Source organism: Amycolatopsis nalaikhensis (assembly GCF_030264295.1).
In the GTDB taxonomy this organism is placed as follows: Bacteria; Actinomycetota; Actinomycetes; order Mycobacteriales; family Pseudonocardiaceae; genus Amycolatopsis; species Amycolatopsis nalaikhensis.
Genome location: NZ_CP127173.1, coordinates 8,720,495 through 8,745,131, shown reverse-complemented (window position 1 = coordinate 8,745,131; position 24,637 = coordinate 8,720,495). Strand labels below are relative to the sequence as shown.

The following is a 24,637-nucleotide window of genomic DNA, read 5'->3' as shown; positions in this document are numbered from 1 at the left end:
GTACAACGGAGGCTAGGTCTGCCCGTGTTCGTGTGCTTGTGACGTTGTCCATAACGTGGACCGGGCGGTCCAAGGCCTGGGCGGGTATTCTGGCGGAATGGCCGACGCTGATCTGCACTTCTACTTCGACCCGGTTTGCCCCTTCGCCTGGATGACGAGCAAGTGGGTCCGCACCGTCGCGCGGCAGAAGCGGTACGACGTCGAGTGGCGGTTCATCTCGCTCCGGCTGCTCAACTCGCACATCGACTACGCGGCGCACTTCCCGCCGGAGTACGAGGCTTCGCACACGGCGGGCCTGAAGCTGCTTCGCGTGGCGGCGAGCGTCCGGCGTGCGCACGGCCCGGCGCCGATCGGGGCGTTCTACGAGACGCTGGGGGAGGAGACGTTCGAGCGCGAGGCGGTGCCGGACGGCACGGCAGCCGCGGTCCACCGGGGTACGCGCGAGCTGGCGACCTCGGCGTTGACGCGGAACGGGCTCCCGGCCGAGCACGCGGACGCGTTGGAGGATTCGACGTGGGACGCGGTGATCCAGGCCGAGACGGACGTGGCGCTGACGTTGACGGGCAAGGACGTCGGCACGCCGATCCTGCACTTCGAGCCGCCGACGGGCACGGCCCTGTTCGGCCCGGTGATCAGCCGCCTCCCGGACGACGCCGAGGCGGTGGAGCTGTGGGAGCACGTGGTGGCGTTGTCGCGGTTCCCGGGGTTCGCGGAGCTGAAGCGGAGCTTGCGGGAGCAGCCGCAGCTGCCGTCGTTCGGGGTGGCCGCGGGTGAGGTGGGCAAGCAGGAGGACTGGCACGGCGGCAGCAGACGCCAGAAGAAGTAGGGCCGGACGAGACGGCTTCCCGCGGTTGGGCTCGCGCGCCGCGCTGCCGGGCCCGCGCGGCCGTCACTGCCTCGCGGCAGCCGGTGCCGGAACCGCCGTGGCGGGGGCGAGCTGGCCGTGGATGATCAAATCCGTGAGCCGGTCCGCGATGTCGTCCGGGGACAGCGGGCCCCGCTCCGCGTCCAGCCACACGTGCGTCCAGTTGAACATTCCCAGCACCCCCAGCACCACCACCCGGTCGGCGCTCGCGAACACCCCCTGCGCCGCCCCCTCACGCAGCACCGCGGCGAAGAGGTTCTCGTACTCGTCGCGCAGTTCCTTCAGCCGCTTCGCGCGGATTCCCGTCAACGAGTGCATCTCGCGGATCACCACCGTCACCTCCGCGCAGCGGGCCGCGATCGTCCGCAGGTGCTCGCGGGCCAGCGCGCGCAGCTTCGCCGCCGGGGGCAGGTCCTTGGCCAGCACCTCGCGGCCGCGGGCCAGTGCCTCCTCCACGTGGCGCTTCGACAGGTCGAACAGCAAGTCCTCTTTGGACTTGATGTGGTAGTATAGCGCGCCCCGCTGGAGACCGGCGGCCGCGCCCAGCTCGGCGACGCCCGTCGCGTGGTAGCCCTTGCGGGCGAACATCTCCGCCGCCACCCGCAGGATCCGCTCCTGGGTCGATTCGTCCACCGGGCCTCCTAGTACGATCGGACCGTTCGGTCCAAGACTACGCCGGTGGAGAGCAAGGACTCGGTCTCCGCCGGGGTGAATCCGGCGGCGGTCAGCACCTCCCGGCTGTCGGCACCCGGCAGCGCCGGTGGCCCCGGCGTGCCGGGGACGCTGCGGCTGAACCGCGGTGCCGGGGCGGGCTGGAGCAGGCCGTGGGCGTCGGTGAAGGTTTCCCGCGCCCGGTTGTGCGGGTGCACGGCGACCTCGTCGAGGTTCAGCACCGGCGCGAAACAGACGTCGCGGTCGGAGAGCAGCGCGGTCCACTCGTCGCGCGTCCGGTCGCGGAACACCACCGAGAGCCGGTCGCGCAGACGCGGCCACAGCGACCGATCCTCGTGGCCGCGCACGAATTCGTCGTCGTCGGCCAGGTCGAGCGCGTCGAGCAGCTCCCGGTAGAACCGGGGCTCGACCGCGCCGATGCTGACGAACCGCCCGTCCGCGCACTCGTAGACGCCGTAGAAGTGCGCGCCGCCGTCGAGCAGGTTTTCCGCGCGGTCGCCCCACAATCCCTGTGCTCGCAAGCCGTGCACGATCGTGGTCAGCAACGCCGTCCCGTCGACGATCGACGCGTCCACCACCTGCCCCTGCCCGCTCGCCCTGGCCTCGAGCACCGCGCAGACCACGCCGAACGCCAGGAACATCGCGCCGCCGCCGAAGTCGCCGAGCAGGTTGACCGGCACCGTCGGCGGGCCGTCCGCCGGGCCCATCAGGCCGAGTGCGCCGGCCAGCGCGATGTAGTTGATGTCGTGGCCGGCCCGCGCGGACAGCGGCCCGTCCTGGCCCCAGCCGGTCATCCGCCCGTAGACCAGCCGCGGGTTCCGCTCGCGGCAGGTGTCCGGGCCGATGCCGAGCCGCTCCGCGACGCCCGGCCGGAATCCTTCGAGCAGCACGTCGGCGGTTTCGGCCAGGCGCAGCAACACCTCCGCGCCCTCCGGGTGCTTCAGGTCCAGCACCACCGAACGCCGTCCACGGTTGAGGAGGTCGAACGACGGCGAGACCGGGTTGCCCGCGTGGCCGTCCGGCCGGTCCACACGGATCACGTCCGCGCCCATGTCGGCCAGCAGCATCCCGCAGAACGGGCCGGGCCCGATGCCCGCGACTTCGAGCACGCGGACGCCATGCAGCGGTCCGCGGCGTTCGGGAGCAGGGTCGACCATCCGGGCCTCCAAAGTGGTCCGCGTCACCCGACCGGGTGAAGGTGGCGCAGTGCGGGATTGACTGCGTCGGCGACGAGTGTACCGTTCGGTCGGAACAACGGTACCGACTGATCGGTACAAGAGCCATCGAAACAACGGAGTGACGATGAGCGCATCCCCATCGGGCCGGACCCTCCTCGCCAGGGTCTCGCAGGAACAGATCGTCCTGGTCGTGGTCGTCGCCCTGTTCGTGGTGTTCGGCGTGACCCTGGACGGCTTCCTGCACCTCGGCAACCTGGTCAACCTCGTCCGCAGCGTGTCGTCCCTCGGCATCTTCGGGGTGGCGATGGCGGTCGTCGTCATCGCGCGCGGCATGGACCTTTCGCTCATCGCGTCGATGGGCGTCGCCACCGCCGTCGCGATCCAGCTGATGCACACCGAGGTGAGCACCCCGGTCGCGCTGGTCGCCGGCCTGGGCATCGTGCTGGTGATGGGGCTGCTCAACGGTTTCCTCATCGCCTTCGCCGAAATCCCCGCGCTGTTCGCGACGCTCGCCTCGGGCCTGCTGGTCTACGGGCTCGCGCGCACGACCGTCCTCGACGGACTGATCGCGGAGCTGCCGGGCGACCGCCACTTCGTCCTGGCCCTCGGCCAGGGGACGCTGCTCGGCGTGCCGGTGCCGATCATCGTGTTCGTCGTGACCGCGGCGCTCGCGCAGCTGCTGTTGTCGCGCACCAAAGCCGGGCGGTTCGTCTACGCCCACGGCGACAACGCCGGCGCCGCCGCACTGACCGGGATCGCGGTCCGCCCGTTCACCGTGCTCGAGTACACGGCGAGCGCGACGATCGGGTTCGTCGGCGGCCTGGTCGTCGCCGGGTCGGTCGGCGGGCTCAACACGCAGGTCATCGACAGCACCCTGATCTACGACGTGCTGCTCGTCGTGGTCGTCGGCGGCATCAGCCTGGTCGGCGGCCGGGGGAGCGTGCTGAGCGTCGTGGCCGGCACCGCGCTGATCGGCGTGATGCTCAACGGCATGACGATCCTGAACATGAACACCCACGAGCAGGACATCGTCAAAGGCCTGATCCTGCTCGCCGCGCTGGTGCTCGACAACCGGCTGCACCCCCGCGACGAAGAGACCGTCCGCCAGGGCGACTAGCACTGCCCACCCCGAAGACCCGAGGACAAGGAGGTCCTGTCATGCGCAAAAACCGTGCCCGGAAACCGGCGGCGCTCGCCGCGGCGGCACTGCTGGCCGTCACCGGCTGCTCGACCGGAGGAGGCACCAGCGCCGCGAGCAGTGGGGGCGGGGATCAGGTGCCGCCCACCGCGTCGGCGGGCGAGCTGCGTGACCACGCGCTGAAGAGCCTGCAGGGCAAGACCGCCGCGTTCGTGCCGATCGGCATGGGCACCCCGCTGATGGCCGAGTGGAGCCGCCAGCTGCAGCGCGGGTTCGAAGCCGCCGGCATGCACTACGTGCTGCGCGATCCCAACTGGGACACCGCGAAGCAGGCCGAAGCCGTGCAGTCGCTGATCAACGAGAAGCCCGCCGTGCTCGTGGTGCACAACTTCGACGTCCAGCTCCTGGCGAAGCTGATCCAGCAGGCCCAGCAGGCCGGCATCTACGTCGTCCAGATCAACATGGTGTCCAACTACAAGTCCGACGCCTTCGTCGGCGCGGACACGATCGACCTCGGCCGCCGGATCGCCACCGACATCGTCACCCAGTGCGGCGCGAGCACGCCGACGTCGCACGAGGTCCAGATCGTCCAGGGCGACGCCACGTCCGGCTTCACCCTCGACGTGATGGCGGGCGCCAAGCAGGTCTTCGACCAGCACCCGGAGATCAAGATCGTGTCCACCCAGGCGGCGAACTGGGACCGGACCAAGGCCCACGACATCACCGCCACGGTGATCCGCCAGCACCCGGACCTCTGCGCCAGCTGGGGGTTCTGGGACCAGATGCAGTACGGCGCGGCGACGGCGATCAAGGAAGCCGGGAAGCTCGGCCAGGTCAAGGTCTTCACCTCCGACCACAGCAACATCACCTGCGAAGGCGTCCGCGACGGCATGTTCTTCGAGTCCTACGGCTACTCGGTGCCGACGCAGGGCGCGGACATCGTCGCCATCGCGAAGTACCTCGTCCAATCGGGACAGGCGCCCGGCACCGCGCGGATCGCCGACTACACCCCGCTGGTCAAGATCGACAAGGCCAACTGGAACCAGCCCGACACTTGCTACGACGGCAAGAACGACGGCCTGACCGTCCGCTGACAGCCCGCGCAAAGGGAGAACCATGACGGCAACCGCCCCGACGCGGCCCGCGCCCCCACGGCGGCGGCCCGCCGAACGGAACATTCCCCGGCAGGAGACCCTGCGCGGGCGGCTGCGGCACCTGCGCTACCGCGCGTCGCCGCAGCAGGTCTTCGCGGAGCTGTTCGAGAAGCGCTGGATGGAACCGGCCATCCCGGTGGCCCTGCTCGCCGGGGTCATCGTGTTCTTCTCGATCGCCGCACCGGGGTTCGCCTCGTCGGCGAACCTGCTGTCCACCGCGGCGGAGCTCGCCGAGATGTCGCTGATCTGCCTGGGCATGGCGGTCGTGATGATCTCCGGCGGGATCGACCTCTCGGTCGGCGCGATGTTCGGGCTCACGAACATGGTCGCGATCCTGCTCATCACCGTCGGCGGGGTGCCGGTGGTGCCGGCGATCCTGCTGACCGTCGTGGCCGGGGCCGTGCTCGGCAGCCTCAACGGCGTCATCGTCGCCTACCTCAAGGCCCGGCCCTTCCTGACGACGCTGGTCACGCTGATCATCTTCCGCGGCGTGCTCAACCTGCTCGACCTGCACTTCTCGGCGCAGACGGCGTCGGTGTTCGTGACCGACCCGGTGTGGGAGTGGTTCGGCTCCGGGAAGGTCGCGGGCCTGCCGTTCAGCTTCGTCACGTTGCTCGTGGTGCTCGTACTCGGCCACGTCGTGCTGAGCCGGTCGCGGCTCGGCTGGCACGTCACGGCCGTCGGTGCCAGCAGGCGCGCGGCGCGGCACGCGGGCATCCGGGTCGAGCGCGTGCTGCTCTTCAGCTACGTGGCCGCGGGCGCGTTGTGCGCGGTGGCCGGTGTCTTCTACGCGGCGCGGCTGAGCAGCGCGAGCGCGCGGGTCGGCGAGGGCTTCGAGCTGAACGTCCTGACCGCGGTCATCCTCGGCGGCATCAGCCTCGCCGGCGGCAAGGGCACGGTGTGGCGCGCGTTCATCGGCGCGGCCACGATCAGCCTGCTGGGCAAGGGACTGCTGCTGATGGACGTCGGCGGCGAGGTCCTGCAGACCGTGCTGGCCGTGGTGCTGATCGTCGCCGTCGGCCTGGACACCAAGTGGGGCAAGAACCGCGGCAAGGCGATCCAGAAGACCTACGTCAACCCGACGCTGCTGGAGTACGGCCCGCTGGAGGACATCCGGCCCGGCTCGGGCAGCCCGTTCGAGATCAACGACCGGCTCCGCGACGCCGAAGCCATCGGCCTCGGCCAGGTCGAGGGCCCCGAGGACGTCATCGTGGACGACCAGGGCCGTGTCTACTGTGGAACGCGGCAGGGCTGGATCCTCCGCTTCTCCGGGCCGGACTTCGGCACGCGCGAGGTGTTCGCCCGGATCGGCGGCCACCCGCTGGGCATGGCGTTCGACGCCGAGCGGAACCTGATCGTCTGCGTCGGCGGCATGGGCCTCTACGCGGTGTCGCCGGACGGCAAGCACCGCAAGCTGTCCGACGAAACCGACCGGACGTGGTCGCGGCTGCGCGACGACTCGCGGCTGCGCATGGCCGACGACGTCGACATCACCCCGGACGGCCGGATCTGGTTCAGCGAGGCGACCACCCGGTTCGACATGGCCGACTGGATCCTCGACGGCGTCGAGGGGCGGCCCAACGGACGGCTCGTCTGCCACGACCCGAAGACCGGACGGACCCGCACGGTGCTGCGCGACCTGGTGTTCCCCAACGGGGTCTGCGGCGCGCACGACGGCGAGTCGCTGCTGATCGCCCAGACCTGGCTCTGCCGGATCCTGCGCTACTGGCACAGCGGGCCGAACCGGGGTCGCCTGGAGATCTTCATGGACAACTTCCCCGGCTACCTCGACAACATCAACCGCGCCTCCGACGGCACCTACTGGGTCGCGCTCAACGGGATGCGCTCGCCCGCCTACGACCTGGCCATGCGGATGCCGAAGTTCCGGCGCCGCATGATGAAGCGCATCCCGCGCGACGAATGGCTGTACCCGAGCATGAACCACGGGTGCGTGGTCAAGGTGTCCGAGGCGGGCGAGGTGCTGGAGACGTTCTGGGACCCGGGCGGCGAGAAGCACGCCACGATCACGTCGATGCGCGAACACGACGGCCACCTCTACATCGGCGGCCTGGAGAACAACCGTGTCGGCCGCGTCCGGCTCAGCTGAAGGGAACGACGATGCCCCGAGTCGAAGCGTGGGAACTGGTCAAGGAGTTCCTGTTCCCCGGCCGGTCCGCGCACCGCGCCGTCCCGCCGCTGGACGGCGGCCTCACCCCGAACGACGCCCTGGACGCGTCCCGGACCGCGGTCGGGATCACCGCGCCCGAAGACGTCTGCCCGGACGACAGCGGTGGTCTCCTGGTCAGCACCGGACGGCAGGTCGTCCGGCGGTCCGGCCCGGAGTTCTCCCGGTCCGAGGTGGTCGCCGACCTGCCCGGCCTGGCCGGGGCGCTGGCGCGCACGGGTGACGGTGACGTGCTCGTCTGCGTCGCGGGCATCGGGCTGGTGCGGATCGGCCGCGACGGGACGACGTCCGTCGTCGCCGACACCGACGAGGACGGCGTGCCGATCCACTGCCCGACCGACCTCGCCGTCGCGCGCGACGGCGCGGTGTACCTCACCGACGGTTCGGTCCGCCACCACGGGCCGGACTGGGTCCGGGACCTGATGGAACAGAACGCCACCGGACGGCTGCTGCGGCTCGACCCGGGTGCCGCGCGGGCGACCGTGCTGGCCCGCGGCCTCGGTTACGCGAGCGGCGTCTGCCTGACCGCGGACGAGGACGCGCTCGTCGTCGCCGAAGCCTGGGCGCATCGGCTCAGCCGGTTTCCCTTGAGCGGCCACGGAAGGCCGATCCGGGAGAACCTGCCGGGCTACCCCGGCCGGCTCAACCCCGCGCCCGGCGGCTACTGGCTGGCCGTCTTCGCCCTGCGCACCCAGCTCGTCGAGTTCGTGCTGACGCAACGCGACTACGTCACCGAGATGATGCGGACCATCGAACCGGACTACTGGATCCGGCCCGCGTTGCGCGGCCTGGACTCCGGGCTGGAGCCGTTGCAGGGCGGGCAGATCCGCAAGCTCGGCGTGATCAAGCCGTGGGCCCCGCCGAGGTCGTATGGCCTGGTGGCGCGGCTGGACGAAGAGGGGTACGTGACCGGCAGCCTGCACAGCCGCGGCGGCGGCCGGCGGCACGGCGTCACCTCGGTCAAGCAGGACGGCGAGCGCGTGTTCGTCGCGGTCCACGGCGGTGACGAGGTGCTGGTCCTGGAAGCGGGTGAGGTGTGATGAGCGAGCTGCTCGTCGAAATGGCGCGGGTGACCAAGACCTACCGCGGGGTGCACGCGATCCGCGACGTCGACTTCGATCTGCGGGCCGGGGAGGTGCACGCGCTGGTGGGGGAGAACGGCGCGGGGAAGTCGACCCTGTGCAAGGTCCTCGCCGGCGCGGTGCAGCACTCCGCGGGCGAACTGCGGATCGCCGGGGAGCCGGTGAACTTCCGCCGTCCGCACGACGCGCTGGAGCACGGCATCGCGATGGTCTACCAGGAAACGAGCCTGGTGCCGACCATGACGGCCGCGCAGAACATCGAGCTGGGCCACGAAAAGCTGCTGACGCGGTTCCGCTCGCTCAACATCGGTGCCCAGCAGCTGCTGCAGTCGATGAACTTCCACGTCGACCCGACCGCGTACGTCTCCACGCTCGGCGCGGCGAAGAAGCAGATGGTCGAGATCGCCCGCGCGCTGCGGTCGGAGGCGCGGATCGTCATCTTCGACGAGCCGACCGCGAGCCTCACGCCCGAAGAGACGCTGCACCTGTTCACGGTCATCGACGAGCTGCGCGCGGCCGGGCTCGGCATCATCTACGTCTCGCACGCGCTGGAGGAGTCACTCAAGATCGCCGACCGCGTCACGGTGCTGCGCGACGGCGAACGCGTGGCCTGCCTGGACGCGAAACAGACCAGCCGGGACGAGATCGTCCGCCACATGGTCGGCCGGAGCCTCGGCACCGCGCGGGCGGCCGCGCCGCGCGAACCGGGAGCCCGGCGCCGTCGCGTGCTGGAGGTCGAGAACCTCATCCTCGGCACGGTCGTGAAGAACATGTCCTTCTCCGCCTACGCCGGGGAAGTCCTGGGCATCGCCGGGCTGATCGGCAGCGGCCGCACCGAAACCGCGAAGATCATCGCCGGAGCGCTCAAGCGCAACCGGATCCACGGCGGCCGGGTGCTGCTCAACGGCAAGCCGGTGCGCTACCGCGTCCCGAAGCAGGCGATCGACGACGGCATCGTCTACATCACCGAAGACCGCAAGCTCGACGGCTACTTCGAGACGATGACGATCGCCGAGAACCTCTACCTCGGCCAGCTCGCCTCGCGCCGGGGCCAGTGGTGGCTTTCGCGGTCGCGGCGGCGGGCGCTGGCGAAGGAGTGGAGCGAGCGGCTGCGGATCAAGGCGATCAACGCCGACGCGAAGATCGTCGAGCTCTCCGGCGGCAACCAGCAGAAGGTCGTCGTCGGCAAGTCGCTGGTCGCCGACCCGGAGGTGGTCATCTTCGACGAGCCGACCCGCGGGGTCGACGTCGGCGCGATCGAGGAGATCCACCAGCTGATCCGGCGGCTGGCCGACGAGGGCAAGGCGGTCATCGTCATCTCGTCGTACCTGCCGGAGGTGCTCGCCGTCTCCGACCGGATCCTGGTGACCCGCTTCGGCCGGACCGTCGCCGAGTTCAGCCGCGCGGAGGCGACCCAGGAAAAGATCATGTACGCGGCCATTTTCTGACGAGGAGCTCCATGGACAGCTACACGGTGGCTGAGCTGCTGCGCAAACCGCGCCTGGCCGGCCGGGTCAACGAAGGCCGGATCGCGGTGACGTTCGAAGGGCGGGACGTCACCTACGACGAGCTCGACGAGCGCTCGGACCGGCTGGCCGCCGGGCTGCACGCGGCCGGGTTCCGCCACGGCGACCGCGTCGGGGTGCTGCTGCACAACCGCGTCGAATGGGTGGAGCTGTTCTTCGCGGTGGCCAAGCTCGGCGGGGTCGTCGTGCCGGTGAACTACCTGCTCAAGGCCGCCGAGGTGCGGTACATCCTGGACGACTGCGAAGCGTCCTGGGTGGTCTATGAACCCGCACTCGGCGCGGTCGTGGACGAGGTGCGCGCGGGCGGGTTCGCGGCCAGGTACGTCGAGATCGGCTCGTCCTACGAAGACCTCGTCGCCGAGCCGGGGCCGACACCGAAGTGGACGTTTCGGCCGGGGACCTGTTCCTGCTGCAGTACACCTCGGGCACGACCGGCGTGCCCAAGGGCGCGATGCACACGCATTCGACGGTGCTGTGGAACTCGTTCCACCAGATCGTCGACTACGGCGTCACGGCGGACGAGGTGTACCTGGTCGTGCCCGCCCTGTGCTGGGCCGCCGGGTTCCACGACCTCGCCCTCGCGACGCTGTGGCGGGGCGGCCGGGTCGTCCTGTCCCCCAGCACGGGCTTCGATCCGGAGCGGTTCTTCGCGACCGTCGCCGCCCAGCGCGTGACGTCGGTGCTGCTCGTGCCGACCGTGCTCAAGCGCGTGCTCGCGCACCCCGGGATCGGTGACCACGACCTCGGCTCGCTGCGGCTGATCTGCAGCGGCGGCGAGCCGGTGCCGCTGACCACGATCGCCGACGCGCGGCGGCTGCTGCCGGACTGCGCGCTCGTGCAGGTCTACGGGATGAGCGAGTTCCCGACGATGATGCTGTACCTCGACGCCGCATACGCCGACGCGAAGGCGGGTTCGGCCGGGCGGGCGTGCAGCGCCGCCGAAGTCCGCGTCGTGGACGACAAGGGCCGGGACACCGCGCCGGGCGTGGTGGGGGAGATCATCTGCCGGTCACCGGCGACGATGCTCGGCTACTACGGCAAGGAAGCACCGCTGGAAGGCGGGTGGCTGCGCACCGGCGACCTCGCGCACGTCGACGAAGGCGGCTTCGTGTACGTCTCCGGCCGGTCCAAGGACATGATCATCACCGGCGGCCTCAACGTGTACCCGGCCGAGGTGGAGCGGGTGATCGCCCAGCACCCGGCGGTGCTCGAGGCGGCGGTCGTCGGCGTCCCGGACGACGAGTGGGGCGAGATCGGCTCGGCCCTGGTGGTGGTCCGGGACGAACTGACCGCGGACGAGCTCGTCCGGTACCTGAAGGCGGAGCTGGCGACGTTCAAGATCCCCCGCCGGTTCACGTTCACCCGCACGCCGCTGCCGCGCACGACGTCGGGCAAGGTGCGGAAGTTCCTGGTCCGTGACACGCTGGAGCAGGGGTAACGCCACCCGTGGGGCTCCGGCCGATACCCTGTGGATCGTTCGGTCCACGAGGAAGGCGGCGTCGGCAGATGACGGCAACGGGGTTCGAGGCGAACCGGGCGCGCGTGATCGGCATCGCGGCCGAGCTGTTCGCCAAGAACGGGTACCACGGCACCGGAATCGCGGAGCTCGGCAGCGCCGCGGGCCTCGGCCGCGGCGCGCTGTACCACTACATCGGCAGCAAGGAGGCCGTGCTCTACGCGATCAGCAAGGAGCAGGTCGACAAGATGAACAGCTACGCCGAGGAGCTGCTGGACCAGAACCTCCCGGCCGAGGAACTGCTCCGCCGGATGGCGCGCGGGCTGCTGCGCAACATCGCCGAGCACCGCGCCGAGTGGGCGGTGTTCTTCCGCGAGTACACGGCGCTCACCGGCGAGTGGCGCGACCACGTGATCACGGCTCGCGAGCGGTACGAGGGGTACTGGCGGCAGGCGCTGGACCAGGGCGTGCGCGCCAAGGTGCTGAAGCAGACGCCGCGGCTGCTGGTGAAGGGCATCCTGGGGATGCTCAACTACACCTACCTGTGGTTCGAGCCCGACGGCGAGCTGACGCCCGACCAGGTGGCCGACATGTTCCTCGATGCGGTGATCGAGGGTATCCGCGCCTGAGTTTTTTTGTCCGACCGGTGGCGTGAAGCTGTGCACACAGGCTTGTACCGACCGGTCTATACACGTATTGTCCGGGGTATTCCGACGACTTCCGGAGGAGCCATGACCTCACCGCGCGACGCGGTCATCGTCGACGTGCTGCGCACGCCCGTCGGCAAGGGCAAGCCGGGCGGCGCCCTCTCGCACGTCCACCCCGTGCACCTGCTCGCCGACGTCCTCGCCGCCCTCGTCCGCCGTAACGGGATCGACCCCGCGCTCGTCGACGACGTCATCGGCGGCTGCGTCACCAAGGCCGGCGAGCAGGCGGTCAACCCCACGCGCAGCGCGGTGCTGGCCGCCGGGTTCCCGCTCACCGTCCCGGCCACCACCGTCGACCGGCAGTGCGGCTCGAGCCAGCAGGCCGTGCACTTCGCCGCGCACGCGATCCAGGCCGGCGCGGCCGACGTCGTCATCGCCTGCGGTGTCGAGTCGATGTCGCGGGTGCCGATGCATTCGGACACCCAGGGCGCCGACCACCTCGGGTCCCGCATCTCCGACCGGTTCCCCGGCGGCCTGATCGGCCAGGGCCTGTCGGCGGAGCTGATCTGCGCCCGGTGGGGCCTCGACCGCGACGAGCTGGACGAGTTCTCCGCCGCTTCCCACGCCCGGGCCGCCGCCGCGCAGCCCCTCTTCACCCCGGACCTGATCACCGTCACCGACGCGCCCGGCGTCGTTGCCGACGAAACGATCCGGCCGTCGACCACGACCGAGGGGCTCGCCGGACTGCGACCCTCCTTTGTGGACGAGGAGGCGGCGCGCCGGTTCCCGAAGATCGACTGGAAGATCACGCCCGGCAACTCGTCGCCGCTGACCGACGGCGCGGCCGGTGTCCTGCTGATGAGCGCGGAGAAGGCCGAGCGGCTCGGCCTGACGCCGCGTGCCCGCGTCCACACGACCGCCGTCGTCGGCGACGACCCGATCGTCATGCTGATGGGCGTCGTCCCGGCGACCCGCGCCGTGCTGGAGCGGGCCGGGCTCACCCTCGACGACATCGACCTGTTCGAGGTCAACGAGGCGTTCGCGCCGGTGCCGCTGGCGTGGCAGCGCGACCTGAAGGTCGAGCACGAACGGCTCAACGTGCACGGCGGCGCCATCGCACTCGGCCACCCGCTCGGCGCCAGCGGTGCCCGCATCATGACGACGCTCGTGGGCGCCCTGGAGCACCGCGGCGCGCGCTTCGGGCTGCAGACCATGTGCGAGTGGGGCGGCATGGCCAACGCCACCGTCGTCGAACGGATCTGAGGTATGTCACAGTTTTCCGTATGGACCGATCGGTACAGTCATTCCATGGATGCAGAGACAACGGACCGGGTCGCTTTGGTCACGGGCGCGTCCCGGGGCATCGGCGCCGGCATCGCGCGGCAGCTGCTCGACCGCGGCGTCCGCGTCGCGGGCACGTACCGCTCGGGTGGCGAGCTCGTCGAGAAGCTCGCGGCCGACCACCCCGGCCGCGTCCTGCCGGTGGCGTTCGACCTCGCCGCGCCGGAAACGGCCGACGCGGTGGTCGAGCGCGTCACCGGTCACTGGGGACGCCTGGACACGCTCGTGCTCAACGCGGCCGTGTGGCAGGGCGGCAAGCTCGCCCGGATCGACCTCGGCGACTGGTGGCGCGTGATCGAGGAGAACTTGCGCAGCACCGCGGCGCTGGTCCGGGCCGCAATCCCGTGGCTGGGCCGCGGCACGGACTCCGGCGTCGTGATCATCGGCTCCGCGGTTGGCTCCGTGGGCTTCCCCGGCGACACCGCGTACGCGAGCGTCAAGGCGGCGGCCGTCGGATTCGCCCGGTCGCTGGCGAAGGAGCTGGCCCCGCACGGGGTCCGGGTCAACGTGCTCGCGCCGGGGTTCGTCGACACCGACATGACCTCGGCCATCCCGGAGGCGTCGCGCCGGAAGATCGCCGACGCCACCCTGCTCGGCCGGTTCGGCACCGTCGAGGAGATCGCCAAGGCGGCGGTGTTCCTGGCCGAGGACGCCACGTTCTGCACGGGCGCGGTACTCGCCGCCGACGGCGGCTGGACGCTGTGAATCTCAAGGAGGAAGTCATGACCGCAGGCCTGCCCGACGACGAGTACCAGAAGGTGCGCGACAGCGTCTTCGCGACCATCTGGGACGAGCTCGACCCGCTCGAGCACCGGATCGAGGACACCGAGAAGATCCCCTACGACGTGGTCCTGCCCGCGCTGCGCGCGTGTGGCGCGTTCGGGCTGATCGTGCCGCGCGAGTACGGCGGCGCCGGGCTCTCAATCGCGCAGTACCTGCCGATCCTCGCCGAGTTCGCCAAGATCCAGGGCGGCATCCGGGCGATCGTGCACGTCCACAACTCCTTCGCGCACGCGCTGTCGGAGATCGGGAACGCCGAGCAGAAGCGCGAAATCCTGCCCGGCGCCGCGACCGGCGAGAAGTCGCTCGCCTTCGCGCTCACCGAGCCCGGCAACGGCACCGGCGCGGACCTGTCGACGACGGCGCGCCGCGACGGCGACGACTACGTCATCAACGGCCGCAAGTGGCTGATCACCAACTCGGACATCGCGTCGCACTTCCTGGTGTTCGCCAAGACGTCCGCGAAGGAGGTCTCGGCGCTCATCGTCCCGCGCGACACGCCGGGCTTCACCATCGCGCCGCTGCCGGAGACGATGGGCTGCAAGGGCGCCGAGCACGGCGAGCTGACGTTCACCGACGTCCGCGTGCCCGCGTCGGCGCTGGTCGGCGCCGAAGGCGAGGGTGGCGCGCACCTGGAGCGGGCGCTGGAGATCAGCCGGGTGTTCATCGCCGCGTCGTCGCTCGGCACGGCGTCGCGCGCGCTCGAGCTTTCCCTGAAGTACGCCCAGGAGCGCGTCACCTTCGGCAAGCCGATCGGGCAGCGGCAGGCGATCCAGCGGTACCTGGCCGAGATGGCGGCGGACGTCTACGCGCTGCGCGGCATGCTGGCGGACACGGCGGCCAAGTGGGACAGCGGAAAGCGCATTCCCGCGGAGTCGTCGCTGCTCAAGCAGTTCGGGCTGGAGGCCGTCGGCCGCGTCACCGACCGCGCGCTGCTGGTGCACGGCGGCATCGGCTACACGCGGAAGTACCCGATCGAGCGGCTCTACCGCGACGCGCGGCTCAACTGGCTGGAGGAGGGCACGCCGACCATCCAGTACATGGTGGCGGCGCGCGAGCTGCTGAACGGCTACGAGTTCGACGACGCGTTCAGCGTCGCGTAGTCCTTTGTGGAACCGGACGGCCGGGCACCCGCTGGGTGTCCGGCCGTTTGTGGTGCCGCTCGCAAAGCCTTGGCGCGGCGCCCGTCCGCGCTTATGTTTGACACCACTGTCAAACATGGATCGGTGGAGGCAAACGATGCCGTCGGCAAACTCGGCTGCGATCGTCGAATCGTTCTGGCACGCGGTGTGGAACGGCCACAACCCGGAGGCGGTCGACGACTACGTGGTCGAGGACTTCGTCATCACGAACGCGGGGGAGCGGATCGAGGGCCGCGAGAACTTCAAGGCGTGGGTGCGCGCGTTCCTGGAGCAGGTCGATGACCTCGAGCTGGAGGTCGTCGAGACGTTCCAGAACCACGATGGCAGCCGGGTCGCGTCGCGGTGGAAGGTGCACGGCCGCAACAACGGCGTGCTCGGCACGGAACCGGACGGGCAGCCGATCTCGTTCAGCGGCACGGCGGTGTGGGAGGTCCGCGAGGACGGCAAGCTGCTGCACAACCACGTCGAGCGCGCGTCGTGGGAGCTGTTCCGGCGGTTGACCGCGGCCTGAGCCGTGCAGGCCGTGGCCGCTGTTGCTTTCGGACAGACGCCGCGGCCGGGCTCACGATCGGCGGGGATGGGAAGCCGATCGTGAACCCGGCCGCGGTGCTCGGGTCTCGGCTCTACCGGCTGCGGGGAGCCAGCAGCAGCGCGGTGAACGTCACCGCGCACGCCAGCACGATGTACAGCGAGATCACCCACGATCCGCCGAACCCCGCGAACAGCGCCGCGGCCAGGAACGGGGCCGGGCCGCTCGTGATCAGGCCGCCCACCTGGTAGGCCACCGACACGCCCGTGTACCGGTGGTCGGCGTCGAACAGGTCAGCCAGGAACCCCGCGATCGCGCCGTACGTCGTCGCGTGGCCGAACGTCGCCAGCAGGATCATCGCCACCAGCACCCCGCCGGACGAGCCCGTGTCGATCAGCCAGAAGAACGGGAACGCCGCGACCGCCGAATAGACCGCGCCGCCGAGGAGCACCTTCCGCCTGCCGATGCGGTCGGCGAGCATCGCCACCAGCGGCACCGCCGCGATGTCCACCACGGACGCGATGATCAGGCACGTCAGCACCGTGCCGCGCGAGATGCCGACCGTGCCGGGGCCGTACGACAACACGAAGACACTCGCCACGTAGAACGGGATGTTCGTGCCCGCCTGCGCGAAGATCCCGACCAGGACCGCGCGCAGCGACCGCCGCAGCGTCTCCTTCAGCGGGAACGAAGGAACGCCCTCCGCGCGCGAGACCTGCTCGAACTCCGGGGACTCCTCGAGCCGGCTGCGGACGTACAGGCCGACGAGGATCAGCACCGCGCTCGCCAGGAACGGCAGCCGCCAGCCCCAGCTCAGCAGCTGGTCCTTGGGCAGCTGCTGGACCGCGAGGAACGCCGACGCCGACAGCACGAGCCCGGCCGGGACCCCGGCCTGCGGCCAGCTGCCGTAGAACGCGCGGCGGTGCGGTGGCGCGTGCTCGACGGCCATCAGCACCGCGCCGCCCCACTCGCCGCCGACCGCGAACCCCTGCAGCAGCCGCACCAGCACCAGCAGGATCGGCGCCGCGACGCCGATGGCGGAGTACGTCGGCAGCAAGCCGATCGCCACCGTGCCGCCGCCCATCAGGAGCAGCGACAGCATCAGCATCCGCTTGCGGCCCAGCCGGTCGCCGAAGTGCCCGAACACGATGCCGCCCAGCGGCCGCGCGACGAACGCGACGCCGAACGTCGCGAACGCCGCCAGCGTGCCGGCCAGCGGGCTCAGCGTCGGGAAGAACCGGGAGTTGAACACCAGGGTCGCGGCCGACCCGAAGAGGAAGAAGTCGTACCACTCGATCGCCGTGCCGACGAAGCTCGCGAACGCCACGCGGGCGGGTTTGACCCGCACGCCTTGTTGTTGCTCGACAACCACAACTACCTCCAACGGCATCGGGGGAGAGTGTCCCGGGCGGGGCGCGGGGATCCGGGGTGGAGACCGCCGGGCCCGGACGGGAACCGGGCCCGGCGGCGGACGTGCCACGCCGTCGGTTCGCCGACCGTGACCTGGGACGTTGCGAGGGACTATAGCCGGACCGACCGATCGGTACAAGCACGATCCAGACGCGGGCTGCGGTAACCGATTACCGCTGATTGGCCAGTTCGGACCTCCTGTGACGTGCGAAACGGCGAATGGACCAGTCGTTCCAATGGGGCTACCGTTTCCGGTCAGCCCCGCATCCCCGGAGGACTCGGAGATCGCCATGACCCTGCCCGTCGTCGCCCCCGAAACGTTCCTGCACCCGGTCGAGCTCGGCTGGCCGGTCATCACCGTCCCCGGCCGGGTCGGCCTGGCGACCGTCAGCGGCTTCTGCGGCGTCGAAGTGGCCGGTGCGCTGGCCACCCGCGTGCTGGACCGGTTGCGCGCCACCGAATCGGACGGCCCGGTCGTCGGCATCCCCGGGCCGCCGCCGCACCGGGTCTTCATCGCCGAAGCCGACGTCGTCGCCGACCCGGCGGAGTTCGCTCGGTACGGCGGGCGGCTGCTGCACGCGCCGCACCGGATCACGCTGCCGCCGAGCGGCCTGCCCTACGGCCCGGCGGTCTGGCTCGTCCCGCCCCGGCCCGCGCGACGCTGGCTGCCCAGCCTCTCGACGATCCTCTGGGCACTGCGGGCGGCCGAGCCGAGGGGCACCGAGCGCGCGGTGCCGCCGTGCCGGCTCGGCTGCGCGTTCTGAGCCCCTAGTACTGCAACGACACTTCGTGATGGCCGCGTCGTCGGTAGTGGCTGGCACGCGCCCGGGCTTGGCTGGCTCGTCGCCATCGTGACCAGTGCATCGCATGCTGGCTTGTGCGGCGGATCGGTGCGGTGACGCGGTTGAGCAGTCTGCGAATTTCGTTGGAGGTGAGCGGTATCAGGCCGGGTGTGGATCCCCTTTTTTCGCGGCGTCTCGAGTGAGGACGAGAAACGCCGCTGCCGCCATGGAGAGGGTGATATGCCGATACCATGCTTCGTATCGGCGGACCTGGTAGTGGTCGAGTCCTGTTTCGTTTTTCGCGGTTTGGAAACTTTCTTCGATTGCCCAGCGGCTTCCGGCGACGCGCACCAGTTCGCGGATGTCGGTGCCGGCGGGGCCGAAGCAAATGTAATAGGCGATATCGGTGGGATCGCTGACAGAGCGGCGGGCCAGCAGCCAGTGGCCGACTTCTTGTCGGCGTAGAGGCCGGATGTCGACCACCGCCCAATCGTAGATCCGTTGCCCGTGCGCTCCATCGCCGCAGGACAGACGTTGCCAGGCGGCCGGTTCGACCTCCGCGATGACGGCGCGGGCGCGTCGTTGCCGCAGATCCATGGAAATCACCATTTGGGACTTGGGTACGGCGAGTACATGTGCGATATCGTGTTCTTCCAGCCAGAGCCGCAGCCGCCCGACCTGCCCGTAGGCTTCATCAGCGGTGAACCACGCAAACGGGATTCTCGCGGCGAGCGCGCGTTCCACCATCAGTTGTGCCAACTCGGGCTTGGTCGCGAATCCGACGTCGTCGGGAATGCCGGCCGCAGCGCACCGGCCCCGATCCGCGATCCACTCTTTCGGCAGGTACAACTCGCGATCGATCAAAGCTCGTCCCCGATCCGAGGCGTACGCCAAGAACACGCCGATCTGCGAATTCTCGACTCGCCCGGCCGTGCCCGAATACTGGCGCGCCACGCCGGCGGATTTCGTGCCCTTCTTCACGAATCCGGTCTCATCGGCGATCAACACGCCGCGTTCGGCGTCCCCGAGCACGTCGACCACCGCATCACGCACGTCATCACGCATGCCCTCGGCGTCCCAGGCGTAGAAGTTCAGCAGCCGCTGCATGCCCTGCGGACCCGCCTCGCCCGCCATCTCGGCCAGGGTCCAGCCGTTCTTGCGCTCGGCTTCCGCCAGCAGGCCCCGCAGGTAGGACACCATTTGCCGCCGGGGCTCCACCCGGGAAAACCGCGTCGCGAACCGCCCCGCGAACGCAGCGAAACGCGCCGACCAGTCCGTCACCATCTCCAGCACACAAGATCAACTACACGACCAACGAACCAGAGCCTAACCGACACGCGGATCAATCCATCACGAAGTGTCGTTGCAGTACTAGGGCGTGTCTGACAATGTTTTGGTCCAGGTGATCACGGCGTGGAGGACGACTGCTGAGCGGTAGACGATGGCGAGCTTGTCATAGCGGGTGGCCAGGCCTCGCCATTGTTTGAGCAGGTTGAACCGGCGTTCGGCAACGTTGCGGCCGCGGTAGTCCACCGGGTCGAAGGCGGGCGGCCGCCCGCCGCGGGAACCGCGGCGTTTGCGGTGCCCGGCCTGATCAGCAGGCTCCGGGATCACGGCGGTGATGCCGCGGCCGCGCAGATGACTGCGGATCGCTCGCGAGGAGTAAGCCTTGTCACCGCGGACCCTGTCGGGCCGGGTACGAGCCCGACCGTGTCCAGTTCGAGGGATCCGCAGGTGCCGCATCAGATGCGGGAACATCGGCGCGTCCCCGGCCTGGCCCGGCCCGACCAACATCACCAGCGGCCGGCCGTTCCCGTCGACGAGGTGGTGCACCTTGGTGCTCCACCCGCCGCGGGATCGGCCGATCGCATGATCAGGCGGCTCGGCGAGCAGATCCGTGTAGTTCGACCCAGCCCCCTGTGGGGCGGGTGATGTTGGTGGCGTGCTGATGCGCTCGGGCGATCGTGGAATCCACCGACACCGACCAGTCCACCATGCCCGCGGCGTCGGCTTCGGTGAGCAGGCGCTGCAGGACGGTGTCCCAGGTGCCGTCACCGGCCATCCGGCGATGCCAGGTCCAGATTGTCTGCCACGGACCGAACACCGCCGGCACATCCCGCCACGCCAGTCCGCACCGATACCGATAGATGATCCCCTCGACCATCGCCCGTGCATCCGAGAACGGCCGCCCACGCTTACCGGTGCGGGCCGGCAGTAGATCCTCGATCAACGCCCACTGAGCATCCGAGAGCAACTGAAACCGCGACACGACCAACAGCATCCCAGCCACCATCCAGAATGTTTGTCAGACACGCCCTAGTACTTTCCGCCTAGCCGAAAGTCTCCGAAGTTCCGATGTGCGCGCCCGCGCGGTGGGCGATCTTGGACGCAACGAACCGACGTCCACGAGGAGAACCCCATGCATCCCGCCGCACTGGTCCAAGGCCACGAGCAGACCTGGTCGTGGCTCGTGCTCGGCCTGACCGCCGCCGTCGTGCTGGCCTTCGCCGTGCTGTTCCTGGCCGCGCTCATCAGCATCCTCGGCTCGCGGCTGACCGGCGGCATGAAGCTCGTCTGGGTGATCTTCGCCTTCTGCGCGCCGTTCCTGGGCAGCCTCCTGTGGTTCGCCGTCGGCCGCCGCGACGCGTACCTGCCGGCCCGGCGATGATCGTCGCCGAAGGACTCGCCAAGACCTACCGCGGCGGCGCCGGCGTCGAAGACCTGAGCTTCACCGTGCGACCCGGCGTCGTGACCGGGTTCCTCGGCCCGAACGGGGCCGGGAAGTCGACGACCATCCGGCTGATGCTCGGCCTGACCCGCGGCCGCGGCCGCACCACCTTCGGCGGCCGCACCTACGCCGAGGTGCCCGGTCCACTGCGGACGGTTGGGGTGCTCACCGACGCCGCGGCCGTGCACCCGGCGCGGACCGCCGCGGCGCACCTGCGGATGGTCGCCGCCGGTGGCGGCCTGCCCGCGACACGCGTGCGCGAGGTGCTCACCACCGTCGGCTTGGAGTCGGTCGCGACGCGGCCCGCCGGGCGGTTCAGCCTCGGCATGAAACAACGGCTGGGCCTGGCCACCGCGCTGCTCGGCGACCCCGAGTACCTGATCCTCGACGAACCGGCCACCGGGCTCGACCCCGAAGGCGTGCGCTGGATCCGGGACCTCCTGCGCCGGCTGGCCGGGGAGGGCCGCACGATCCTCGCGTCCTCGCACCTGCTCGCGGAGATGTCGCTGCTCGCCGACGACCTGATCGTCATCGGCGCCGGGCGGCTCGTCTCGGCCGGGCCCCTGGACGAGTTCGTCCGGCGCCACGCCCGCGCCGACGTCGTGGTGCGCGTCGAGAACCCGAGCGTGCTGCTGGTCGCGCTGGCCCGCGACGGCCTGCGCGTGCGCCAGGAGAACGCGGCCGAGCTGGTCGTCGAGACCGCCGACACCGGGCGGGTCGCGGCCGTCGCCGCGCGAGCCGGGGTGGGCGTGCGGGAACTGTTCGTGCGCCGCAGCGGTCTCGAGGACGCGTTCCTCGCCGCCACCGCGGCCGCCGTCGCGCACCGGGGGGAATTGCCGTGAGGAACGCGCTGGCCTACGAACTCGTGCGGGTCCGCACGCTGCGCTCGACCTGGGTGCTGCTGCTGAGCGCCGGGTTGCTGCAGTTCGCCTCCGGGCTCTACTGGGGACTCAAGCGCGACCTCGGCGACCTCGACGCGTTCGCCTCGGCCTTCGGGCTGGTCGACCGCCTCGGCGCGCTGCTGGTCGCGGCGGTCGGCGTCGCCGCGTTCGGGCTCGACCACGAGCACGGCACCCTCGCGACCACCCGGCTGGTGCTGCGCTCGCCGGTCCGGATCGTCGCCGCGCGGGCGCTGGTCACCGCGGGGCTCGGGCTGCTCGCCGGAGTCCTGATGGTGGTGTTCACCGCGGCGGGCGTGGTGACCGGGGGAGGGGCCCTGCCCGCCGACGCGGGGGCGGCGGGCCGGGTCGCCTCCGCGGTGCTGCTGCTGACCGTCCTTTCCGGACTCGCCGGGGTGGCGCTCGGCGGGCTGCTGCGGCACACCGCGCTCGCTGTCGGGATCTTCGCGGTGTGGGTGTTCGTCGCGGAGACGACGTTGGCCGCACTGGCCGACGTCCCGGTGACCGCGTTGCCGATCAGCGGCACGGCGTTGTCCGCGGTGCCGGGAACGCTGGGGTACGCCGCGCTGGTCCTCGTCGCGCTCGGGGCGACGACGTTCACCCTGGCTCGTCGTGACGGCTGACGGGGCGCGCCTTAACCTGAGCACGATGAAGCGATGGCTGAGCTGGTGGGACGGCCGCGTCGCCCTGCTGGCGCTCGACGTCGCCGTGGTGGCCGGCGTGATCGTGGTGACCCTGACCGGCGGCGACCCGCGCGATCCGCACCCGGCGCTGTACGTGCCCGCGGTGTTCGCCTCCGCGATCGCGCTGCTGGCGCGCCGCCGGTGGCCGTTCGTCGTGCTGCTGGTCGCGGTGGCGTGCCTGCCCGCCGGGGTGACGCTGTTGCCGGTGACGGTCGCCGCCTACTCCGTCGCGGCCCGGTACGGGGTGAGCCTGAGGACCGCCGCCGCGGTGGTGGTGTCCGGCATCGCCGGGAACGTCCTGCAGGTGCTGCGGGAGCCGGCGGACGTCACCACGGTCGTGATCGTGCTGGTGATGTTCGTGTTCGGTCCCGCGCTGGCCGGGCTGTGGATGCACCAGCGGGCCGTCCTGCTCGAAGTGCTGCGCGACCGGGCCGACGAGGCCGAGCGCACCCGGACCCTGCTGGCCGACCAGGCCGTGTTCGCCGAGCGGCGGCGGATCGCGCGCGAGATGCACGACGTCGTCGCCCACCGGGTCACCGCCGTCGCGCTGCAGGCGGGCGCGCTTTCCCTGCGGGCGCCGGACGAGCGGACCGAGCGGGCCGCCGAGACGATCCGCGCCACCAGCGCCGCGGCGCTGGACGAGCTGCGGGACATCCTGCGGGTGCTGCGCGACGACGCCCCGGACACCGCGAGCCCGGGCGTCCTGGCGTCGCTGGAGGACCTCGTCGAGGAGGTCGCGGCGACCGGCGCGCGGGTCGAGCTGAAGCTGCCGGACCCGCTGCCCGCCGTGCCGGACCAGGTCGGCCGGGCGGTCTACCGCGTCGTGCAGGAATCCCTGACCAACGCGGGCAAGCACGCGCCGCACGCCGCCGTCGACGTCCGGCTCGCCGCCGAGCCCGACCGGCTGGCGGTGGAGGTCACCAACCGGCTGACCCCGCGCGGCAGCGCGGTCCCCGGCTCCGGCTACGGACTGGTGGGGATGCGCGAACGCGTCGAGCTGGCGGGCGGCGACCTGAGCACGGGCCCGACCGGCGACGGCCGGTTCCGGGTGCTGGCCCGGTTCCCGGTGGGGGTGGAGGCGAAGTGACGGTCAAGGTCGTGCTGCTGGAGGACGAGGAACTGGTCCGCAGCGGCATCCGGATGATCCTCGAGTCGGCCGACGACGTCGAGGTGGTCGCCGAGGACGGCACGGGCGCGCGGGCGGTCGAGCTGACCGACCACCACCGGCCGGACGTGGTGCTCACCGACGTGCAGATGCCGAAGGTCGACGGGCTCGAGGTGGTCCGCAGGCTGGCCGGGCACCCGGCGGCCCCGGCGGTGGTGGTGCTGACGACGTTCGACGTCGACGAGTACGTGTACGCGGCGCTGCGCCACGGCGCGGCGGGGTTTCTGCTGAAGGACACCCCGCCCCGCGAGCTGCTGACGGCGGTCCGGGTCGCGGCCCGCGGCGAGGCGATGCTGTCGCCGAAGATCACGAAGCGGCTGCTGTCGGAGTTCGCCGCGGGCGGCGGAACGTCGCGGGCGCGCGCCCGGCTGTCGGCGCTGACCCCGCGCGAGCACGACGTGGCCGTCCACATCGGACGCGGGCTGAGCAACGCGGAGATCGCGCGGGCCCTGGTGGTCAGCGAGTCGACGGTGAAGGTCCACATCGGACACATCATGGCCAAGCTGGAGGCCGCGAACCGCACCCAGGTGGCGATCCTCGTCCACGACGCCGGGCTGAGCTGAGCTGAGCGTAACCCGGCGGCGATGGAGGCCGCGACGATCGTGGCGACAGGCGGTGACCGCCAAGGCGCACAGCATCGCGAGCAGGTCCGGGCTGAACGCGACCCCGAACGCGGACAGGCCACGCCGATGCGAAACCGCGCCGCCGGTAAGCGTCACCGCCTGGCGCGGCGGTCGAGGACCTTCAGCGACTGCTCGCACCAGCGCAGGTTCTCCCGCTCGAACGACAGCCCCCGCATCAGGGTCAGGTACGGGCCGATCCGCTCGGCCTCCGCGAGGTAGTCGTCCTCGAAGCGGCCGTCCAGCAGGCGGGCCCGCAGCTTCTCGTAGCGGGCGATCTTCACCTCCGCCCGCTGCCTCCGCTCCTCGAGCGCGCGCCGGACCGCCGGCTCGTCGCCCGCGTCCAGGGCCTGGACCTGGACCAGCAGCTCGTCGCGGATCACCCCCGGCCGGGGCGGGCGGGCGGTGAACTCGTGCAGTGTCCGGCGGCCCGCCTCGGACAACGAAAACAGCCGCTTGTCCGGCCGCCGCTCCTGGTGGACCACCCGGGCGTGCACCAGGCCGTCCGCCGCCATACGGTCGAGTTCGCGGTAGAGCTGCTGCGGGGTTGCCGCCCAGAAGTTCGCCACCGATGCGTCGAACCCCTTCGCGAGGTCGTAGCCCGACGCCTCGCCTTCGAGCAACGCCGCCATCAGCGCGTGGCGCAGTGCCATAC

General features: G+C 70.8%; 25 protein-coding genes and 1 pseudogene. 19 read left to right on the top strand and 7 right to left on the bottom strand.

The window, feature by feature from the left end; genetic code table 11:
• The first annotated feature begins 97 nt into the window (after positions 1 to 97).
• A complete protein-coding gene (locus tag QP939_RS42400; protein WP_285452324.1) occupies positions 98 to 826 on the top strand; it encodes a DsbA family protein in 729 nt (242 codons plus the stop codon).
• A gap of 63 nt (positions 827 to 889) precedes the next feature.
• On the opposite strand, the gene QP939_RS42395 is transcribed toward QP939_RS42400, so the two are convergent.
• Complete coding sequence (locus QP939_RS42395) at positions 890 to 1,498, bottom strand: TetR/AcrR family transcriptional regulator (protein WP_285452322.1); 609 nt, start codon at positions 1,496 to 1,498, stop codon at positions 890 to 892.
• Between the two features lie 8 nt (positions 1,499 to 1,506).
• The gene (locus tag QP939_RS42390) at positions 1,507 to 2,694 is read right to left on the bottom strand and encodes a CaiB/BaiF CoA transferase family protein (protein ID WP_285452321.1); all 1,188 of its coding nucleotides are present in this window, start codon (positions 2,692 to 2,694) and stop codon (positions 1,507 to 1,509) included.
• Positions 2,695 to 2,839: 145 nt separating this feature from the next.
• On the opposite strand from QP939_RS42390, the gene QP939_RS42385 reads away from it, so the two are divergent.
• From QP939_RS42385 to QP939_RS42330, 12 genes and pseudogenes are all read left to right on the top strand, one after another.
• Positions 2,840 to 3,832, top strand: coding sequence for an ABC transporter permease (locus QP939_RS42385; protein ID WP_285452319.1), 993 nt, complete (start codon positions 2,840 to 2,842; stop codon positions 3,830 to 3,832).
• A gap of 41 nt (positions 3,833 to 3,873) precedes the next feature.
• Complete coding sequence (locus tag QP939_RS42380) at positions 3,874 to 4,947, top strand: sugar ABC transporter substrate-binding protein (protein ID WP_285452318.1); 1,074 nt, start codon at positions 3,874 to 3,876, stop codon at positions 4,945 to 4,947.
• A gap of 22 nt (positions 4,948 to 4,969) precedes the next feature.
• The gene (locus tag QP939_RS42375; RefSeq protein WP_285452316.1) at positions 4,970 to 7,114 is read left to right on the top strand and encodes an ABC transporter permease; all 2,145 of its coding nucleotides are present in this window, start codon (positions 4,970 to 4,972) and stop codon (positions 7,112 to 7,114) included.
• An 11-nt stretch (positions 7,115 to 7,125) separates the two neighbouring features.
• Positions 7,126 to 8,232, top strand: coding sequence for an SMP-30/gluconolactonase/LRE family protein (locus QP939_RS42370; RefSeq protein WP_285452315.1), 1,107 nt, complete (start codon positions 7,126 to 7,128; stop codon positions 8,230 to 8,232).
• Positions 8,232 to 9,722, top strand: coding sequence for a sugar ABC transporter ATP-binding protein (locus tag QP939_RS42365; protein WP_285452314.1), 1,491 nt, complete (start codon positions 8,232 to 8,234; stop codon positions 9,720 to 9,722). Before QP939_RS42370 ends, QP939_RS42365 begins: the two co-directional genes overlap by 1 nt.
• A gap of 11 nt (positions 9,723 to 9,733) precedes the next feature.
• A pseudogene (locus tag QP939_RS42360) lies at positions 9,734 to 10,003 on the top strand (AMP-binding protein); the annotation flags it as partial.
• Positions 10,004 to 10,179: 176 nt separating this feature from the next.
• A complete protein-coding gene (locus QP939_RS42355) occupies positions 10,180 to 11,238 on the top strand; it encodes a class I adenylate-forming enzyme family protein (RefSeq protein WP_285452313.1) in 1,059 nt (352 codons plus the stop codon).
• 68 nt (positions 11,239 to 11,306) lie between these two features.
• A complete protein-coding gene (locus QP939_RS42350; protein ID WP_285452312.1) occupies positions 11,307 to 11,885 on the top strand; it encodes a TetR/AcrR family transcriptional regulator in 579 nt (192 codons plus the stop codon).
• A 102-nt stretch (positions 11,886 to 11,987) separates the two neighbouring features.
• Positions 11,988 to 13,166, top strand: coding sequence for a thiolase family protein (locus tag QP939_RS42345; RefSeq protein ID WP_285452311.1), 1,179 nt, complete (start codon positions 11,988 to 11,990; stop codon positions 13,164 to 13,166).
• 45 nt (positions 13,167 to 13,211) lie between these two features.
• Positions 13,212 to 13,949 (top strand): SDR family NAD(P)-dependent oxidoreductase, encoded by a 738-nt coding sequence (locus QP939_RS42340; protein ID WP_285452310.1) that lies wholly within the window; start codon positions 13,212 to 13,214, stop codon positions 13,947 to 13,949.
• A 17-nt stretch (positions 13,950 to 13,966) separates the two neighbouring features.
• Positions 13,967 to 15,127 carry an acyl-CoA dehydrogenase family protein gene (locus tag QP939_RS42335; RefSeq protein ID WP_285452309.1) on the top strand — a complete coding sequence of 387 codons (1,161 nt, stop codon included), beginning with the start codon at positions 13,967 to 13,969 and terminating at the stop codon, positions 15,125 to 15,127.
• Positions 15,128 to 15,263: 136 nt separating this feature from the next.
• Positions 15,264 to 15,677 carry an ester cyclase gene (locus QP939_RS42330; RefSeq protein WP_285452308.1) on the top strand — a complete coding sequence of 138 codons (414 nt, stop codon included), beginning with the start codon at positions 15,264 to 15,266 and terminating at the stop codon, positions 15,675 to 15,677.
• A gap of 112 nt (positions 15,678 to 15,789) precedes the next feature.
• On the opposite strand, the gene QP939_RS42325 is transcribed toward QP939_RS42330, so the two are convergent.
• Positions 15,790 to 17,085: an MFS transporter gene (locus QP939_RS42325; protein WP_285452307.1), complete on the bottom strand. Its 1,296-nt coding sequence runs from the start codon at positions 17,083 to 17,085 to the stop codon at positions 15,790 to 15,792.
• Positions 17,086 to 17,395: 310 nt separating this feature from the next.
• Here QP939_RS42325 and QP939_RS42320 point away from each other — a divergent pair, with 310 nt between their 5' ends.
• Complete coding sequence (locus QP939_RS42320; protein WP_285452306.1) at positions 17,396 to 17,869, top strand: hypothetical protein; 474 nt, start codon at positions 17,396 to 17,398, stop codon at positions 17,867 to 17,869.
• A gap of 177 nt (positions 17,870 to 18,046) precedes the next feature.
• On the opposite strand, the gene QP939_RS42315 is transcribed toward QP939_RS42320, so the two are convergent.
• From QP939_RS42315 to QP939_RS52305, 3 genes are all read right to left on the bottom strand, one after another.
• A complete protein-coding gene (locus QP939_RS42315; protein WP_434219669.1) occupies positions 18,047 to 19,171 on the bottom strand; it encodes an IS701 family transposase in 1,125 nt (374 codons plus the stop codon).
• Between the two features lie 87 nt (positions 19,172 to 19,258).
• Positions 19,259 to 19,720: a transposase gene (locus QP939_RS52310; protein ID WP_414641853.1), complete on the bottom strand. Its 462-nt coding sequence runs from the start codon at positions 19,718 to 19,720 to the stop codon at positions 19,259 to 19,261.
• Positions 19,721 to 19,760: 40 nt separating this feature from the next.
• Positions 19,761 to 20,168, bottom strand: a complete 408-nt coding sequence (locus tag QP939_RS52305; RefSeq protein WP_414641854.1) for a transposase — start codon at positions 20,166 to 20,168, stop codon at positions 19,761 to 19,763.
• 138 nt (positions 20,169 to 20,306) lie between these two features.
• On the opposite strand from QP939_RS52305, the gene QP939_RS42305 reads away from it, so the two are divergent.
• From QP939_RS42305 to QP939_RS42285, 5 genes are read left to right on the top strand one after another with little or no spacing between them, the layout of a single operon-like run.
• Positions 20,307 to 20,555, top strand: coding sequence for a PLD nuclease N-terminal domain-containing protein (locus tag QP939_RS42305; protein WP_285452305.1), 249 nt, complete (start codon positions 20,307 to 20,309; stop codon positions 20,553 to 20,555).
• Positions 20,552 to 21,457 carry an ABC transporter ATP-binding protein gene (locus QP939_RS42300; RefSeq protein ID WP_285452304.1) on the top strand — a complete coding sequence of 302 codons (906 nt, stop codon included), beginning with the start codon at positions 20,552 to 20,554 and terminating at the stop codon, positions 21,455 to 21,457. Before QP939_RS42305 ends, QP939_RS42300 begins: the two co-directional genes overlap by 4 nt.
• Positions 21,454 to 22,137 carry a hypothetical protein gene (locus QP939_RS42295; RefSeq protein WP_285452303.1) on the top strand — a complete coding sequence of 228 codons (684 nt, stop codon included), beginning with the start codon at positions 21,454 to 21,456 and terminating at the stop codon, positions 22,135 to 22,137. Before QP939_RS42300 ends, QP939_RS42295 begins: the two co-directional genes overlap by 4 nt.
• Before the next feature lie 25 nt (positions 22,138 to 22,162).
• Positions 22,163 to 23,284: a sensor histidine kinase gene (locus QP939_RS42290; protein ID WP_285452302.1), complete on the top strand. Its 1,122-nt coding sequence runs from the start codon at positions 22,163 to 22,165 to the stop codon at positions 23,282 to 23,284.
• Positions 23,281 to 23,925 (top strand): response regulator, encoded by a 645-nt coding sequence (locus QP939_RS42285; RefSeq protein WP_285452301.1) that lies wholly within the window; start codon positions 23,281 to 23,283, stop codon positions 23,923 to 23,925. Before QP939_RS42290 ends, QP939_RS42285 begins: the two co-directional genes overlap by 4 nt.
• Before the next feature lie 152 nt (positions 23,926 to 24,077).
• Here the strand turns inward: QP939_RS42285 and QP939_RS42280 are convergent, their stop codons facing one another.
• On the bottom strand, positions 24,078 to 24,635 hold the full coding sequence (locus QP939_RS42280; protein WP_285452300.1) for a PadR family transcriptional regulator: 558 nt from the start codon (positions 24,633 to 24,635) through the stop codon (positions 24,078 to 24,080).
• Positions 24,636 to 24,637 lie beyond the last annotated feature (2 nt).

Excerpts from the sequence above, each read along its gene's own strand:
- QP939_RS42315 (WP_434219669.1), bottom strand. The coding sequence starts at position 19,171 with ATGGTGACGGACTGGTCGGCGCGTTTCGCTGCGTTCGCGGGGCGGTTC.
- QP939_RS42390 (WP_285452321.1), bottom strand. The coding sequence starts at position 2,694 with ATGGTCGACCCTGCTCCCGAACGCCGCGGACCGCTGCATGGCGTCCGC.
- QP939_RS42305 (WP_285452305.1), top strand. The coding sequence starts at position 20,307 with ATGCATCCCGCCGCACTGGTCCAAGGCCACGAGCAGACCTGGTCGTGG.
- QP939_RS42380 (WP_285452318.1), top strand. The coding sequence starts at position 3,874 with ATGCGCAAAAACCGTGCCCGGAAACCGGCGGCGCTCGCCGCGGCGGCA.
- QP939_RS42335 (WP_285452309.1), top strand. The coding sequence starts at position 13,967 with ATGACCGCAGGCCTGCCCGACGACGAGTACCAGAAGGTGCGCGACAGC.
- QP939_RS42345 (WP_285452311.1), top strand. The coding sequence starts at position 11,988 with ATGACCTCACCGCGCGACGCGGTCATCGTCGACGTGCTGCGCACGCCC.
- QP939_RS42365 (WP_285452314.1), top strand. The coding sequence starts at position 8,232 with ATGAGCGAGCTGCTCGTCGAAATGGCGCGGGTGACCAAGACCTACCGC.
- QP939_RS42300 (WP_285452304.1), top strand. The coding sequence starts at position 20,552 with ATGATCGTCGCCGAAGGACTCGCCAAGACCTACCGCGGCGGCGCCGGC.
- QP939_RS42375 (WP_285452316.1), top strand. The coding sequence starts at position 4,970 with ATGACGGCAACCGCCCCGACGCGGCCCGCGCCCCCACGGCGGCGGCCC.
- QP939_RS42325 (WP_285452307.1), bottom strand. The coding sequence starts at position 17,085 with ATGCCGTTGGAGGTAGTTGTGGTTGTCGAGCAACAACAAGGCGTGCGG.
- QP939_RS42320 (WP_285452306.1), top strand. The coding sequence starts at position 17,396 with ATGACCCTGCCCGTCGTCGCCCCCGAAACGTTCCTGCACCCGGTCGAG.
- QP939_RS42400 (WP_285452324.1), top strand. The coding sequence starts at position 98 with ATGGCCGACGCTGATCTGCACTTCTACTTCGACCCGGTTTGCCCCTTC.
- QP939_RS42330 (WP_285452308.1), top strand. The coding sequence starts at position 15,264 with ATGCCGTCGGCAAACTCGGCTGCGATCGTCGAATCGTTCTGGCACGCG.
- QP939_RS42385 (WP_285452319.1), top strand. The coding sequence starts at position 2,840 with ATGAGCGCATCCCCATCGGGCCGGACCCTCCTCGCCAGGGTCTCGCAG.
- QP939_RS42370 (WP_285452315.1), top strand. The coding sequence starts at position 7,126 with ATGCCCCGAGTCGAAGCGTGGGAACTGGTCAAGGAGTTCCTGTTCCCC.
- QP939_RS42350 (WP_285452312.1), top strand. The coding sequence starts at position 11,307 with ATGACGGCAACGGGGTTCGAGGCGAACCGGGCGCGCGTGATCGGCATC.
- QP939_RS42290 (WP_285452302.1), top strand. The coding sequence starts at position 22,163 with ATGAAGCGATGGCTGAGCTGGTGGGACGGCCGCGTCGCCCTGCTGGCG.
- QP939_RS42340 (WP_285452310.1), top strand. The coding sequence starts at position 13,212 with ATGGATGCAGAGACAACGGACCGGGTCGCTTTGGTCACGGGCGCGTCC.
- QP939_RS42280 (WP_285452300.1), bottom strand. The coding sequence starts at position 24,635 with ATGGCACTGCGCCACGCGCTGATGGCGGCGTTGCTCGAAGGCGAGGCG.
- QP939_RS52305 (WP_414641854.1), bottom strand. The coding sequence starts at position 20,168 with ATGCTGTTGGTCGTGTCGCGGTTTCAGTTGCTCTCGGATGCTCAGTGG.